Here is a 14958-nt window from a genome sequence, read left to right as displayed (position 1 = left end):
AACTATATTTCAATAATTTCAAAGAACTTTTTCAGATTTTAATGGGACAGTAGTGACCGCCATTATATACTAAACTTGCAAGGAAAGCCGTATCCCATTCATACGGGTCTTCTACTTCTTCATCGGAATCGTAATCACTGATAATACTGTTTGCATCTGAACCGGCATCATAGGCTGCATGAACAGCAACCTTGGCTGCAAACGAGGCTGTCATATCATCTTCGATGTAATCATCAGCAAACATGTCCAAATGGTCGGCATCGTTCAACAAATCCTTTTTACTCGTTTGTCCAAGCAGATATTTCTCCGTTTTTTCTATCAGTCCGATTATTTCCGTATCATTCCTGAAAAAGTCATTCCATATCGGATATACTTTCAATGCGCATAAGATACTTACTCTTCCAATGACAAGTGGTTCATTGATAGCTTGTAATATCGCACGTCTTGTGGGCAAAGATAAATGCCCTTTGTTTGAATGATTGACCTCATCCAAACCTTTGCTTATCAAAGAAGTTATTGTTTCTAATGATGTAATCCGTTGTTCCATATTTGATATATTATTTTTCCATCATGCGTTATTAAGTAACAGATAAAAAGTCGCCACTTGCATAACCGTAGAAACGACATAGATGCCGTAGTAGAGCAGATACCTTTTCTTTTTCTCAAACTCGGTGAAATATTTCCTGTATTTGTCCTTCTTGAATAAGAATATTTCATTGATATAATATCCGAGCACCCCGGTGACTATAAGAAATGAAATAAAAAGAACCTCGTTTCCAAAAATGATAGCCAAAATGTTTACCCTGAAAATCTTGGTGCAGGCAAAGCCGACAAGGCAGAGCATCCAAAGACTGATGATACATGGGGTATTAAGTGCCAACATGCTGATATAAACATCAGTACCTTTATCCATTCTGGCTGCCTCTTGTCTCTTATCAAACGAAATCAACCGTTTTATATAGCTGTTTTCCCATTTCGAGAGGCTTAGCCAATAGAGAGGATTTATCATCCTACGAAGAATGAAAAACAGCAACTTATAAGTGCAGTAATAATTTATATTGTAATATTTTGCCAATAATTTCCTCATAACTTTATTTATATTTTTCCTTGCCGATATAATGCCTCTATGAAAAAGACTATCAAGGTGATAATGATATACATGGCGAGTACCCATATTCCAACCTTACGTTGCATAGGATTCTCATCATCATACTTAGCTATAACCTTTTTATATCTATTCTTGATAAAGAACCGACCACTCAACCATGCGATTAAGCCACCCTCAATAATATAATATTGAACATCAAAAGGATATGCCACAATGTTGTATTGAGTTAATATTCCCCACACAATTAACACATTGGTACTTAGGATAACCGAGAATAGAAGCATAGCCATAAATGCGGCTCCCTCTGCTAAAGAGGAACAAAGCCACAATCTATAAAACCGATAAAATAAATAGTCTATCATGAAGCATCGCTATATTGTTGTTAATTAGAAAATTGTTCTCACTATCCATATCCCTGTCAGGAACAGGATTAAAGGAAGAAATAGTATCATCCATACCGGGATTAGCTTGTTCCAGCTGTTGCCCTTGTATTTCAAAAGTATGGCAGCAGTCCTTTTGCGGGTATATCGCAAATAGAATATGACAAAGCACAAGACAGAAACGCCTCCACCGATAACTGCTCCCTGAGAAGGGGTAAAGTTTTTCCTCGTAAAAATCCAATAGTCAGGTAGTACACTGGCAAAGAAGATACTGAAAAAGAACAATACAATTACAGAAACCATGCAAAGCACACCGCAAGCACTGAAACGTGCTGGTTCGTTATATTTTCGATATACCACATATAACCGATAATACAGATAATCAAAGAAATAATACCTATATTTTTTTCCCTCTCTTACCAAATGATTCCGTTCGAAGTGGCTTATTGTTTCTTTTCTATTTCTCATATTTACGAATGTTTTTATCGAGGCTAAATTATTGATACTTCATAACTTGCTCACTATCATTGAAACTGACTAAGAAAGAGCATTAAAAGAAGACCGACAGTAAGTACAATATACCTGATACTTAATACTGCCTTGTCTGAATATTTGGTATTATAAACATTGTCTTGAAATTTCTCTAATAAGATGCGAATCCGTTTCTTATTATAATATACGTACACAACAATCCAAGGAAGTATAAAACCGATTATCCATATAATAAGTATTGTTAGTTTAGACATATATGAAAAAAAGAAATCTCCAGTCAAAAAGAATGAAAATATGAAAGATGCGAACATATAAGTGATTGAAATAACTTCCGATAATATACAAGCTGCACCAAAACGTGGGAATTCCTCATTTTTCAAGCAAACCAAATAATATCTATAAAACAAATAGTCAATAATCTTTTTCATGCTTCTATTACTGCTAATGTCACGCTTTGTTAGAAACTCAATTTACTTTGCATGATTGGCTTTTATTTACCCACCATTCCTGTTCTTCCATTTCACGAGCCTTTTGTATCTCGTCCGTTGCCAGAGTCTCATTGTGATAGGCATTATATAGATTCTCCCAACCATTCTTACGATATTTCGGTGATACAATCCATTCGCCTGCATCATTAAACAGGCAGAAGTTTGCAGGAGTATTGGGTATAATCTCATCTGCCCAAGAACAGACTTTTGTCAGTCCATTTGCAGATTTCCATTTGCCCCGATATTCAGACAAGTTCAATTTCAGTTCTGCTATTTCATTCCGTCCATTCTCTATCTGCTGTCTGTTCATCCGATACCCCTGCTTGAAAGCCCCGGAGAATGTACCGCTATATCGTTTATCTCCGTATTCCACAAAGGAGTAATGCCCGTATATGAAACCGTCCACTTCCGTACATTCACTTTTCAGTTGAAAATCAGAAGAAATACTATCTATACAAACCTTTCCCTTAAACGGACAGATTATGGATAATCGGGTACGACTGACACCCTTTATCTCATATTCTCTACTATCCGTTTTCCGAGCTTCAGTAAAATGAATGTCAATGCGGCTACAATCTTCTCCCAATATACCAATCATGCTTAGATTGTCAAACAAGCCCGAAAGGTCTTGTCGCAAAATATTCACCTTAGGATTTTGTGGATAAGCTACTCCACAAATCCAAAAGAATAGAAATATACTAATACTCTGTTTCATATTTTATGAATGAAATTCAATTTATTACCATATACTGTCTGTCCATCCCAATTTTCCAAACAGCCATTGTTCCAGAACAAACAAAGCCAAAGGCGTAAACAGGAGCTTTATGATACCGATATGCTTCTTCCCGTCGTAATGTTTCATCAGGGCATCGCATCTCGCTTTGCGGTATCGTAAAAGACAGAAAACGATCGGGAACATTCCCCAGCCATATATGATTGCACGTTTCGCCTCGCTGTTCTCTATATATTCGAACAGAATCGTGAGAAAAGGATATAGGATTAATCCCCAATACCAAATCAGTACACCAAAACCTGACATACGCCAATTACTTTCACCCCATTTGTTTTCATGATAGATTTCACCCATATAATAGAGGTAGTCGAAAAAGTAAAACTTATACTTCTTCATCTGTCGGGGATTGACGAACTTAAAATGATAACTACTCTTTTTTATACCTTCACTCATGTCATTATCTATTAAAAACCACTTTCTATATCTTTTGTCATTGTATTCTCTTTTAATTATTGATAATAGTTGATTCGATCTCGTTATAAACTCAATTAAAAGGGTGCATCTTTAACTATTGGACAAACAATAAGTGTATCTTTAGTTACAATTTGCTCATCTTTATTTCGTTTCAAAATCACTTTTCCGGTAAATGTCATTTCATCAATCTTGAATTTTTCAATATCATATTCCAACTGGTTTAACTCATAGTATATACCAGAGCCGTAACAGTCGAAACACCCTATATATTTCTCTAAAATCCCACTTTTTTTATATATACTTTTTTGCTCATAATAATCACGCAATCCACCTTTATAGAAACGAATAATATACTGCTCATTTTCAGCAATAACATAGTCGAAATTGAACATCATCCACCATAATGGAGGAAATATAACGAATGGTAATATATATACTACACAATAAATGCGCATACAGACTTTACTCCATGTGGGCATTTTCTTCGGAACACAGAAAATCAGCACGAAAGGAGTAAGAAAAAACAATAAACGTAGCATATCACCAATACTCCAGCGTATTCGGTCATATACATCTATAAAACTTAATATTATCAATCCTAATATTCCACATAATACATGAATACCAAGAATGATATAAAAGAAATTAGATCTCGTCATATTCCAATCAATATGTTTATAATGGTTAGCAGGGAACGGTTTGTCCGTTATCCTGCGTTGTTAGCTATATTTTAGTCAAAAGCCATGTAGCACAAATAGACTTTTAACAAGATAATTTTCTACTGTCCATATGGCATAATATCCACCTGCACCGTCACTGTTCTGTGTGCTGATGAACAGTGAGTTCCCTTTTCCCAATGCCACGACAACATTGTTTTGGTTCGGTTCGTATAGATGTGTTATATATGCTGTTGGGAATTCCAATATTCCGGTAGGATGCTTGATAATGATAGAAGCATATTCTTTATGCGGAATATTACCATCTATGCCTATCAAGTCAGAACAACCGTCAATACTCCGAACAAAACCTGCTTCCAAATCATAAACAATGGCATGTTTTTGTAGATTAAAGTCTTGGAAGTTTATCTTTACAGTTAATGTGTCGTTGGCATATACAAGGCATTTATCCGTACTTTGTGGCTGTTTCTTCAACTGTGACAAATCTGGTAAATAATGGATGCGGCTTTTATGGATTTCTCCTGTATAGGTATTTCCACTTGGGCAAGTCTTGGTTATACCCGTTTCTGCCCCATATTCTACGCTATGCCATTCTTTATGACTCTTTTGTGCATCCCAATCAACAAACACATGATTATCCAATAATTTGCCTATTACTGCTCCACTTGTGCTACGTACATTTACATATCCGTCCGCATCCTGAATGACACCGAAGAAACGCTGTTGTGCTTGTATAGACAAACAAAACAGAAATGCTAATATGTGGAAAATAATCTTTTTCATGCGCTCAATTATTATTAATGGTTAGAAAAAACATCATTAGATGCTATCTTTCGTTGTTATAAACTCAATTGTTCTTGCTCACTTACATTCTCATTTATTAGCCTGTACATATATTCTTGCAGACAACAATTATATTTTTCAGTAGTAAGCAATGATTTTATATATTCCACATTTTCATATATGTATTTCATTTTATAAGCCAATATTTCAAAGGGCATATCTTCGTTATTATAAGTAGCTATTATCTGCCATAAATTTGAAATTGTTTGGCTTATATCATTATCTTGGAGCTGTTTATTGGCTTCCATATTCTGGTATTTATAAATGTAATACTCTGTGTATGCTGGTATGCGGTATGTTTCATGTGTAAAGCCGGTTCCACCTCCAGCAATACATCTCAACATATCATTTACACAATAGAATATTTTGTTTAACGTCTTACGTTCACTACGATAATGCTTCCCATTATTGGCATTAAACCGTGCATACCACATACAATATAAGTCAAATCCGGTTTCTCCATAGAAATAACTTTGCAATGAAGTATATTGTTGGTAGTATAATGTATCGGGATAAACCGTAGCCGAATTTATAAACAGCCTTTTCGCATCTTCTTCTATATAGTGGGACTCTTTCTGACTTTGCTTAACAAGTTTACCAACATAGAGTATCTCATCTTGTATGTTACGTTCACACAGAATTTTACTACAAGAACAACCTGTTACCACTAAAATGGCAAGAACAAATAATACTATGTTTGCAATGCGATACATATTGTTGATAATGGTTAGAAAGAAGCATCATTAGATGCTATCTTTCGTTGTTACTAACTTATTTAATAAATCCTCGTCCGATACATAAACACCCAATCCCGATAAGAGGATAGATTATGCCGCATAAGACTGCAAGTATATTCAATCCCCGTTCATCCCCTGTGAAACCATCTAAACTGACAGCTTGCAATATGAAGTTTGTAATTTGCCAGTCTAATAGACTTTGATCTATATAGATAAAGGCAAACCACAAAAGGATAGAGCAACATTCCAAACCCAACAATAACATTATGGCTTTAGGCTGCACTGCATATAGTTTATAGACCTTGTAAATTACCAGTATATCTATAAGTATAAGCATACCTAAAAGACAATATTCCATAATGCCATATATTCCAAACAGACGACCAAAGCCTAAGCCACCACAAAATAATGTTATGGCTATCAGCAAAACACTAAAAGTTGTCAATGATAGGATAGACCAAACTGTTTTATTCATCTTCATCGTACTATTGTTAATAATGGTTTGACAAGAAGCTGCGTTCAGTAGCTAACTTGGCTTGTTATTGATATATTAATATGTTACATAAACATTTTTCTTTTTGAGTATTTTTCCACTATTTCCGTCAATGACAAGCATTTTATCTTGCTTCTTTTTGTCTGTATAGTGATATTCCCAAACTTTCTTACCTTGCCATTTACCTCTATCCAAGATCCGTTTTGAATGTTCCTTACTTGCCTTTCGCTTACTATATCTGTCACCGATATACATTGCTTGTTCACAACAAATTGAATATCCTTCTTCGTGATTTATGATTTCGGTTATATCTCCTTGTGAATTAAATTTGTACTCTCTACCGATTGGTACACTGTTATAATCACTATCAGACATAAATTCAAAGTTACAATACAATAAATTCCTGTCATCATCGTAGGCATATACAGATTTAATGTGATGTTCCTTATCTGTAACTGTACGCAGATATTTTACACCCATTCCGTCCTCGAATTGCATCATTTCTTCAAAAGACCTATCAGAACAACAGATAGTATCTCTATTTCCAACTGCGACATTATAAGTTGCGGTAAGATGTAAATCACGCTGGCTTATTGTATCTGTCAAATGGCACGATACCTTTTTTATTCCATTGATTGTGGTGCAACTTGATAGAAGCAAGAACAGGGCAATATAAAATGCTGTATATCTAAGTACTTGTAACATAATATGCAATTATCAATAATGGTTAGTTAACATCATATTTTGTTTTCATTCCAGTGTACCATATCATATGGATAGTATGGTAGTCCTTTCAGGCTGCTATCATCCAGTCCCAAGATCTTAACTAATGCACCGCTTTCAAAACTCCAATAGCCGTCATGCCTGATGCCATATTTATGGTCGTCATGCCAAGCACAATCAGAATGACCTCGATACCATTCCTTTTTAAGATACTTCTCTAATTTCTGAATAGACAATTCCTTACTTTGATTGTTGCTGGAAATTATAGACAATGCACTTTGATAAGGAACTGGAAACAATACTGTGTTGGAGCATCTTTCCCAATCGGTTAATCTGTATTTTATTAAAAAATCATACAAGGCATCATTAACATTTTCATTGTCAATCATACCTGATAATATCCTTATATTTTGCTCATCTGTATCTAACATTATTCCAATAGACAACATCCATAACATCTGTACATACATACCGGTAATCGTCCAATGATTTGTTAGCGTTTCTAATAAATCATTGTAATCATATTTTAATACTTCCATATCTTCCCCAACTGAATACTTGGTTAGAAATGAATTCAATTTACATCCAAAAAGCGTAACTATTTTATTGTAAGCAACATTAGAATTTGGAGCAGAGTATAATTGAATATGTTCTTTCTCTGCATTGATAATTTCCATAATGCTACTTTCTAACTGTTTACACCTTTTGGAATATCCAGCAAGTTGTTTTCTATACTGTTCTTCTGTAAAAAGTTTATCTCTTGTTTCCATGTATAGTACACTGTTTTTGATAGTTTCGCAAGGAACGGTTTGCCCATTACCCACTTCATTAGTGATTTTTACCATAATTCTTCTGCGGAGAAATCACCTAAGAAGAAATATGATAACATAATCATACTGAACAAAATATACATACCTACCGAGAAGCATACTATCAGTGTTATTTTCTTTTCGGTGCTGCATTTTTTCTTTCTCAACAAGAATAGCGACAGCAAAATCGCTAAAAGTATAATAGTCATCGCACATACAATCATATATCTATATTTTGAATTTAGAATTATGCAATTATCACTAATGGGTTAGCTTATCCGTTATCCTGCTTCATCAATAACTTTCTTTCTGTCAATAGATGCGAAAAAACAATTGCCAAGAGCAGATAGGCAACCAACAAACCTTGATAAAACCAATACTCATGAAATTTGCCTATGTCTGCTAAAAAAATCTTTTCGTTTGAACCTTGATGAACCACGAATCTGTATTCATCACAAAACAAATAATATTCAAAACTCATTAGGTAGGTAAGAGCCAATATAGACAAGGCGATAAGGCGTGATATTTTATGATGTAGCCACAAGTCGCTTCCTACAAACAACACTGAAAAGACAGCCCAATACATAGATGCAAGCGAAAAATGCCACCCTGTTCCGTATAAGGGGCTTATAATAGCTGTACCTGCATAAAGGCTACTTGCCAATAGTAAGTAATACAATATTATTTTTATAATTCTCATGTTTCGCACTATTGTTACTAATGGGTCAGCAGAAAACAGCTCATCCATTATCCTGCGTTGTTAGCATTATTTTTATTGTTTCATCCCTTGTAAAAGTAAATTTTCAATCTCCTTTGCACCTGTTTCCTTTGCCAAAGCAAGAGGGGTGATTCCGTTACTATCCTTTACATTAAGATCTGCATGATACTCTAAGAGCAACCGTACCAGTTCTATGTTATTATTGGCAATGGCTTCCATAATCGGATATACCGTGTAGGTGTCGTATGGACTTTGATAACCATTTACGTGAATGCCATGCTCCAGCAAGATACGAGCTAACTTTACGTTAGACAATTTGCAAGCGTATGTCAGAAGCGTAAGTCCGTATTCATCACTATATACTCTATCGTTAAGATCCTTGTATCGGGTAAGAGCGTATTTTAGCACATCTTCTTTGTTAAAGTAGATTGCTGTATAGAGTATATCAAACTCATAAGAATCGTTACCCATTGCCATAGGTTCATCTTTTCCTGCAAGTAATCGTTTTATGGTTTCCAGATCATTATTACGGCAAGCAATCCCCAGCGGATAAAGCTGGTAAGCCTCATCCCGTATGGTGTCTTGTAACAATGGGGTTGCTTTCATGCTATCCAAATAACCAAACAACGTTGCAAGAAAAAGCAATATCCAATTAACCATCTGCATAATTTTCATTTGGAAAAACAAGGAAAGCCGCATAAACCGATAACAGGAGGTCGCATGTGGCTTTCCTTCCGATTAGGGGATTTTTACGAGAAACAATGCCGGTTGTCAGTCAGCATCATGATCGCACATATGTTGGATAAATACTTTGTTCTTTTCATATTCATCCCCGGTGAGGATAATGGGATCCGCAAGTCCGACAATCTTATATCCCGGAGTGTAAGTAACCAAGATACAATAGAATTCATGTCCTGTTTCATCCTTTTCCACTTGCAGCTGCACAGGTTGATCATTACCGCTGGGCAGATCGCACAGGTACTCAAAATCATGGCGGTTAAAAGCGTCGACAATATCCTCTTTGTCAGTCATGCTACTAATGAACTTTTTGGTCTTGTAACGCTTCACTTCACCACCGCTTTCACGGTTATAGATACTAAGGTCTGCGACCAATGCGGTTAAACCCAAATAGATAGCTCCGACAACACCAACTACCCGTATCAGCCACGAGGGGATAAATGGCAACCATTCGGGAAAAATGACAAGCAATACACATACAGCTGTCAGTACCCAATAAATAATTGGTTTGAACTTGTTCTTACGCTTTTCGAATTTCTCCGGCATGGCATCATAGACCTCTCCGAAATGACTGGGAAAATGTTTTTCCTGATCTATATTTTTTTCATTTTCTGATTTCATATTTGTTTCGTTTTTAAGTTTGTTCTTTATTTTGCTCTAAAACTTGACTGCTTCCACGGTGATTCATCATTCTCCAGCAAGAGTTCTACGATCTCGTATGCCGTTTCACTGTCAACGGGTTCACCATGCCATACACCACGTCCCATGATGAAACTCCGGCCATATTCCTCCCATGAAGAAAAGTGTTCGAGTGCGATGTCTGCCGCTACCTGCATGATCTGCCACATCTCATCCTCATTCACATAGCCGCAAAGATATGCCCAGCGTCCGAGGTTCACGACCCGCACCAGATCCCATGCAATGACACTGTCCGGCATTTGCCCTTTCGGACACCAGCCGTTTTCAAGCATACTCTCCATTATCAGGCATACATCTCCCATCTTGCTTTCCTCGTCACATCGTTCTTCTTGGGATATATTCTCAATCCTGCGTTTATGGATTTCCGCCAGAGCCTCATCGGCTTCGGCGTGATGTCCCTCTTCCAGTAACCATTTGACAATATCCAATGTGCTCTCCCTGTCTGTGACGTTCCACCAATCTTTAAGTGTGCATTTGATGGTTTCAACATCTTCATCATCGGCCAGCGAGTCTACCTTCTCATCATTGTAAACCAGCATGGGGGCACCGAACGCTAATAGACGTAGCTGTTCTGCATCCAGTTTCCCGGTTTCGGATCTGTTGATAGTCCACCCGTCATCCCCAAAGGCTTCCATCATTTGCGCCATAGCATCGGATGAAGACAACCCTTTACCAAGAGTACCGTCCATTGCTTCCTGCATCATTTGCTGGGCAAATGCCATATTCTGCATACCTGCCTGTGCAACCACTGCCGGATCAACACCGGCAGCTTTAAGCATAGCCTCCTGCTGTGCCTGAATTTCAGCCATATCAGGAACTCCGCTTCCCATCTGGGTCATAATTTGTTCCTGCATACCACCGGGCATCTGAAATCCCGGAATGTTTCCAAACATGGCTTGAGTTTGTTCCATTGCTGATTTTACAGCGGCTTCCTGAGCCATCTTTGCCATTTCCTCAGGACTTTGAGGATTTGATTTTTCTTTTGTCATACTGTCAATTATTTAACTATGTAAATATGTGTGATATATTATCCTTCTGCTCCTGCTGTCAAAAGCATTTCCACTATTTCGTTATAACCTCGCTCGCCGGCATAATACAATGCCGTCCGTTGAAGATTATCCGCAAGGTTCACGTTCGCCCCGTGTTCCACAAGCAGTGCGGCGAACTCGTTGTTTCCTTCTCTGGCTGCAAGGATAAGGGGTGTTTCCCCATTTTCATTCTGTGCATCCACTTGTGCATTGGTCGCTATCAATTTCCGGCCAATAAACTTGTTTTCCGACCAAACAGCAAAATGCAAGGGAGTATTCCCGTTCAAAAGGGCTTTATTCACTTCTGCACCGGCATCGATCAGTAAGTCTGCTATGATAAGGTTGCCTTTCATACAAGCAATAATCAGTGGCGTTTCTCCTGCATCGTTCGGCGCATTCAGCATATTGCCCGAAGTGGGAAGTAGCATACGGACTGTTTCTGATTGTCCGTTGAAAACTGCCTGATGCAGTGGCGTGTTTCCATGTCCGTCGGTTGTCTCTTTCACCGACAGACATGTCACCACTTCACGTAACCCGTGGGCTGTAGCGTAATCTATAGCTTTGTGACCTGTATTGTCTGCTATTTCCGTGTCTGCACCTTGTTCTATCAGAAACAGTGCTGCATCGGTGCGCTTGTTGTCAAGGAGACAAATTAAAGGAGTACGTCCTTCCTTGTCTGTAGCATCCAAATCAGCCCCATATTGGATCAGTTTTCCTATTATTTCCTTGTTCCCACTTTTGGCAGTTGCATGTAAAGGCATTTCCGAAGAGTTATTGGCAATGGAAACATCCGCATCGTTGTCCAGTAGAATAGTCACAATGTCCCTAAATCCTTTCAGGCAAGCATAATACAACGGAGTATTACCCTCCGCATCCCGTTTATTTACATTGATGCCTCCTTTTTTAAGGAATATCTGTACAATGCTTTTCTGTCCGTTGCGGCACGCATTCAAAAAAGTCATGTTATTGTCCATACGATTATCAACTATATTTCAATAAAAATTTTACAAGAGTTTCATTGTTCTTTTCCGCTGCAATGTCCAAAGCCATTTTTCCCTCGTTGTTCACGGCGTTCACATCCGGAGTACCGAAGTCTGTCACAAGGGCAGCAGCTTCTTTCGCCCCCCTTATCGAGCTGGCTGCGATATAATGCAACAGGGTATTACCCCATTTGTCCTTGGCGTTTATATCTGCCCCGGCTTCAAGCAGGATTTCAAGTATCTCCGCATCTTCTTCTGTGCAGCTGCGTCCACCATATGGATATGATCGTGGGAAACCTGCGATACGGGGAATATTCCCGTTCCAGAAGCATCCTCCATAGAGGTTCATTGCCGGAGTCTGGCCTTGCATATTGGCGGCATTGACATCAGCCCCGTTCTTCACGAGATAACGGATAGCCCAATTCCCTAATTCGCTCCCTGCTCTTCGGCAAGCAACGGATAATGCCGTGTTACCCTCTTTATCGGCTGGGGACTCTGGATTCCACCCGCACTCTGTCAAGCATTGGAGGAAATGCAAGCATTCCTCTTTATTTTCTGTGCAGCAGTTTTTTTCATTCATCCATACGGCAAAAGCAGTCCGCTCTTCCGAGTCCTTGAAATTCGGGTCAGCACCGCCCCTGAGCAACATTTCCGCTGCTGGGTAGTTGTTCCATGACAAAGCGCATCCCAAAGGAGATTTGCCCTGAAAGTCGGATAGTTTTTTATCCTCGCAGACGGTCTGAGTCTCTACGCCGGAACGTAGCAGGGCATCCCATGCCGCTTCGTCCTTGTACCACAATGCCTGAAAGATGTCCAACCCTCCGGCAAGAGCGGCAAGCTCGTCCGTCTTGGGAACTTGCCCCGACAACAATGCTCCGATTTTTCGGGCACCGTTTTCTGAGGCTATGTCAAAAGGCATCTTTCCGCTGTCGTTCTTTTCCTCCGGGTCTATCTGCCCGTTCTCCAGAATCAGTCTTGCCGTGTGGCAACACTGCCTGTCCGCCTCCCGCAGGTTTTCCAATTCATCAACTGTCTCCTGTTTGGATTCTTCCGAGTACCACCGTTCAGAAAAGTCTGCTATCCGTCTTTCTGCACGCCTGATGTCGTCTGCGATGAGTCCGGCAGATAGACAGAGGACGTGCAACACATTGTCACCGCCCGGAGCGGTAGAATCGATACGGTTTCCCGATTCCAAGAGAATATCAGCCATCAGGAAGTGGCGGTTGCGTACCGCTTCTATCAAGGCGGTTGTATCCTTGCCTGACCGTGGCACTCTTGCCCCCTTGGAAAGCAGCAGTCCGGCAATATCGGCAAAGACGGCATCGTTCAGACAAGGGTTGCATCTTGCCAGAACGCACAATGGTGTGTCGCCGTCATCATTTTTTACATTGACATCCATACCTCTGTCCAGCAGTATGCCTACTGCGGTTATGTCTGCAAAATAGCAGGCTATATGCAGAGAAGTATTGTTTTTGTGGGTTTCGTCCCGACTATCAAGCGGAACATCCCAATACGCATCGTGTAAATCGGACTCCTTAGCTCTGAATGCGTGCAGATTATATATCTCTTTACAAGTCATTGTTCCCAATTTTTAAGATTAGTTCTTCAATATGCCGGTACTTGCCCCCCAGACGCCCGGAAATAGCCTTGACTTCACTATACAAATGCAATTTGAATGCGGTTTCCGCTTTTAACCGCAGCAGTTGCCTGTATGCCACAGATACCGGAATACCTTGCGGCATGGGATAAAAAGGATGCCCTTCATCATAATCATAACGAAGGAATGCTTCGGGTAACTCTGCCATGCGGATAACATTCCCATCGGACATAAGCCGTTCCGCCTCACAAAGCAATCTGTAACATTCATCATGCCATTTTACCATGAAGCAACATAGTGCCTTGTTGTACAACAGCCTGAATTCCTTGTTCGGAATGCGGTTGAAACACAAATAAGCGGCAGGGAAAGCCTTGCAGGACAGAAGTGACATTCCGGCAGAGAACAGCTCTTCCGCTTCGCTGTCGGTTATCTTTGGTGTATTGACAAACAGTGTCATGGGCAAACAGGATTATTGTTCTATCTCAACTTCACCGGCTTCATTAGTTTCAAACGGCACGGTGTAATAGTTCGTCCAAACGTGTCTTCCCCTGACCTCCTTTTGTTCGTCCTTTTTGATAAAATTGAGTTCGAACATCTGGCGCAATTGCCGATACTCCTTTTTTTTGTCATCACCCCATTTCTTCCAGTGATCTTCGTAATCTTTGGGGACGGGACGCATATACAGCATATATTTTTCTACCGATTTGAACTCATATTGTTCGCCTTCTTCCTGAAGGATTACCAATTCACCGCCACTGGCAATATTGTGCCGTATTTCCTCGGCATTCATTCCGTCAATCTCAATGGCTGTAGTATATTTATAAGAGTTTGATGCGAATTTTCCTTTTCTCGGTTCTTCGGGTACAAATTCACCATCCGTATAATTAATGGTCAAATTATAGTCATTGTCCTTCTTGTCGATGTAATCTACGCTGATTTGGCTCAATACGTTTTCCAATTTGCGTTCTTGCCTATCTTCTTTCCATTCTATGCGGTAAATTTTACATTCGTTTATATCCACATGTTTTTTTACAAGTTCCTTTACTTTAGCTACACCTTCATCGGAAGCCATTGTACAATCATTTGCAGATGAACAGGAAGAGATAAAAATTGCTATGACCAATGTCATAAACAGGTTCTTCAATAATTTTGCATTCATAATTTTCAAATTGTTTTTATTAATAAATAAGTAACTAATCAAAATTAAGCAGCATAATGGCTAAAGTTAATATTCAGTCGTG

18 protein-coding genes and 1 pseudogene are annotated in these 14958 nt (G+C 39.0%); all 19 read right to left on the bottom strand.

The annotated features are described in order from the left end of the window. Positions 1-31: 31 nt before the first annotated feature. Positions 32-547 (bottom strand): Imm5 family immunity protein, encoded by a 516-nt coding sequence (locus E5342_RS17565; protein WP_135959946.1) that lies wholly within the window; start codon positions 545-547, stop codon positions 32-34. Positions 548-568: 21 nt separating this feature from the next. Then, positions 569-1087: a hypothetical protein gene (locus tag E5342_RS17560; RefSeq protein ID WP_135959945.1), complete on the bottom strand. Its 519-nt coding sequence runs from the start codon at positions 1085-1087 to the stop codon at positions 569-571. A gap of 8 nt (positions 1088-1095) precedes the next feature. After that, the gene (locus E5342_RS17555) at positions 1096-1470 is read right to left on the bottom strand and encodes a hypothetical protein (protein ID WP_135959944.1); all 375 of its coding nucleotides are present in this window, start codon (positions 1468-1470) and stop codon (positions 1096-1098) included. A gap of 975 nt (positions 1471-2445) precedes the next feature. Next, positions 2446-3183: a hypothetical protein gene (locus E5342_RS17540; protein WP_135959941.1), complete on the bottom strand. Its 738-nt coding sequence runs from the start codon at positions 3181-3183 to the stop codon at positions 2446-2448. Positions 3184-3207: 24 nt separating this feature from the next. Next, a complete protein-coding gene (locus E5342_RS17535) occupies positions 3208-3654 on the bottom strand; it encodes a hypothetical protein (RefSeq protein ID WP_135959940.1) in 447 nt (148 codons plus the stop codon). 95 nt (positions 3655-3749) lie between these two features. Continuing rightward, positions 3750-4334, bottom strand: coding sequence for a conjugal transfer protein TraG (locus E5342_RS17530; RefSeq protein ID WP_135959939.1), 585 nt, complete (start codon positions 4332-4334; stop codon positions 3750-3752). Between the two features lie 75 nt (positions 4335-4409). Then, complete coding sequence (locus E5342_RS17525) at positions 4410-5135, bottom strand: hypothetical protein (RefSeq protein WP_135959938.1); 726 nt, start codon at positions 5133-5135, stop codon at positions 4410-4412. Positions 5136-5191: 56 nt separating this feature from the next. Beyond that, the gene (locus tag E5342_RS17520; protein WP_135959937.1) at positions 5192-5908 is read right to left on the bottom strand and encodes a hypothetical protein; all 717 of its coding nucleotides are present in this window, start codon (positions 5906-5908) and stop codon (positions 5192-5194) included. A gap of 30 nt (positions 5909-5938) precedes the next feature. Then, positions 5939-6407 (bottom strand): annotated as a pseudogene (locus E5342_RS17515) (hypothetical protein). A 75-nt stretch (positions 6408-6482) separates the two neighbouring features. Further along, positions 6483-7130 (bottom strand): hypothetical protein, encoded by a 648-nt coding sequence (locus E5342_RS17510; RefSeq protein ID WP_135959936.1) that lies wholly within the window; start codon positions 7128-7130, stop codon positions 6483-6485. 32 nt (positions 7131-7162) lie between these two features. Continuing rightward, a complete protein-coding gene (locus tag E5342_RS17505; protein WP_135959935.1) occupies positions 7163-7918 on the bottom strand; it encodes a PoNi-like cognate immunity protein in 756 nt (251 codons plus the stop codon). Positions 7919-8231: 313 nt separating this feature from the next. Then, positions 8232-8705, bottom strand: a complete 474-nt coding sequence (locus E5342_RS17495) for a hypothetical protein (protein WP_227805458.1) — start codon at positions 8703-8705, stop codon at positions 8232-8234. 24 nt (positions 8706-8729) lie between these two features. Beyond that, positions 8730-9335 (bottom strand): ankyrin repeat domain-containing protein, encoded by a 606-nt coding sequence (locus tag E5342_RS17490; RefSeq protein WP_227805456.1) that lies wholly within the window; start codon positions 9333-9335, stop codon positions 8730-8732. A gap of 111 nt (positions 9336-9446) precedes the next feature. Beyond that, positions 9447-10034 (bottom strand): DUF3413 domain-containing protein, encoded by a 588-nt coding sequence (locus E5342_RS17485; protein WP_135959933.1) that lies wholly within the window; start codon positions 10032-10034, stop codon positions 9447-9449. Positions 10035-10060: 26 nt separating this feature from the next. After that, positions 10061-11101 carry a DUF1266 domain-containing protein gene (locus E5342_RS17480; protein ID WP_135959932.1) on the bottom strand — a complete coding sequence of 347 codons (1041 nt, stop codon included), beginning with the start codon at positions 11099-11101 and terminating at the stop codon, positions 10061-10063. A 38-nt stretch (positions 11102-11139) separates the two neighbouring features. After that, positions 11140-12114 carry an ankyrin repeat domain-containing protein gene (locus tag E5342_RS17475; protein WP_135959931.1) on the bottom strand — a complete coding sequence of 325 codons (975 nt, stop codon included), beginning with the start codon at positions 12112-12114 and terminating at the stop codon, positions 11140-11142. Between the two features lie 7 nt (positions 12115-12121). After that, positions 12122-13699, bottom strand: a complete 1578-nt coding sequence (locus E5342_RS17470) for an ankyrin repeat domain-containing protein (RefSeq protein WP_135959930.1) — start codon at positions 13697-13699, stop codon at positions 12122-12124. Beyond that, entirely contained in the window at positions 13689-14174 is a 486-nt protein-coding gene (locus E5342_RS17465; protein ID WP_135959929.1) for a hypothetical protein, read from the bottom strand. Before E5342_RS17465 ends, E5342_RS17470 begins: the two co-directional genes overlap by 11 nt. Before the next feature lie 12 nt (positions 14175-14186). Continuing rightward, complete coding sequence (locus tag E5342_RS17460) at positions 14187-14885, bottom strand: hypothetical protein (RefSeq protein WP_135959928.1); 699 nt, start codon at positions 14883-14885, stop codon at positions 14187-14189. Positions 14886-14958 lie beyond the last annotated feature (73 nt).

This window comes from Parabacteroides distasonis (assembly GCF_004793765.1).
Classification (GTDB): Bacteria; Bacteroidota; Bacteroidia; order Bacteroidales; family Tannerellaceae; genus Parabacteroides; species Parabacteroides distasonis_A.
Note: the sequence above shows the minus strand (reverse complement) of the source record. Positions and strands in the feature narration are given on the sequence as shown.

Coding starts and splice junctions, on each gene's coding strand:
- E5342_RS17565 (WP_135959946.1), bottom strand. CDS start 547: ATGGAACAACGGATTACATCATTAGAAACAATAACTTCTTTGATAAGC.
- E5342_RS17560 (WP_135959945.1), bottom strand. CDS start 1,087: ATGAGGAAATTATTGGCAAAATATTACAATATAAATTATTACTGCACT.
- E5342_RS17555 (WP_135959944.1), bottom strand. CDS start 1,470: ATGATAGACTATTTATTTTATCGGTTTTATAGATTGTGGCTTTGTTCC.
- E5342_RS17540 (WP_135959941.1), bottom strand. CDS start 3,183: ATGAAACAGAGTATTAGTATATTTCTATTCTTTTGGATTTGTGGAGTA.
- E5342_RS17535 (WP_135959940.1), bottom strand. CDS start 3,654: ATGAGTGAAGGTATAAAAAAGAGTAGTTATCATTTTAAGTTCGTCAAT.
- E5342_RS17530 (WP_135959939.1), bottom strand. CDS start 4,334: ATGACGAGATCTAATTTCTTTTATATCATTCTTGGTATTCATGTATTA.
- E5342_RS17525 (WP_135959938.1), bottom strand. CDS start 5,135: ATGAAAAAGATTATTTTCCACATATTAGCATTTCTGTTTTGTTTGTCT.
- E5342_RS17520 (WP_135959937.1), bottom strand. CDS start 5,908: ATGTATCGCATTGCAAACATAGTATTATTTGTTCTTGCCATTTTAGTG.
- E5342_RS17510 (WP_135959936.1), bottom strand. CDS start 7,130: ATGTTACAAGTACTTAGATATACAGCATTTTATATTGCCCTGTTCTTG.
- E5342_RS17505 (WP_135959935.1), bottom strand. CDS start 7,918: ATGGAAACAAGAGATAAACTTTTTACAGAAGAACAGTATAGAAAACAA.
- E5342_RS17495 (WP_227805458.1), bottom strand. CDS start 8,705: ATGGATGAGCTGTTTTCTGCTGACCCATTAGTAACAATAGTGCGAAAC.
- E5342_RS17490 (WP_227805456.1), bottom strand. CDS start 9,335: ATGGTTAATTGGATATTGCTTTTTCTTGCAACGTTGTTTGGTTATTTG.
- E5342_RS17485 (WP_135959933.1), bottom strand. CDS start 10,034: ATGAAATCAGAAAATGAAAAAAATATAGATCAGGAAAAACATTTTCCC.
- E5342_RS17480 (WP_135959932.1), bottom strand. CDS start 11,101: ATGACAAAAGAAAAATCAAATCCTCAAAGTCCTGAGGAAATGGCAAAG.
- E5342_RS17475 (WP_135959931.1), bottom strand. CDS start 12,114: ATGGACAATAACATGACTTTTTTGAATGCGTGCCGCAACGGACAGAAA.
- E5342_RS17470 (WP_135959930.1), bottom strand. CDS start 13,699: ATGACTTGTAAAGAGATATATAATCTGCACGCATTCAGAGCTAAGGAG.
- E5342_RS17465 (WP_135959929.1), bottom strand. CDS start 14,174: ATGACACTGTTTGTCAATACACCAAAGATAACCGACAGCGAAGCGGAA.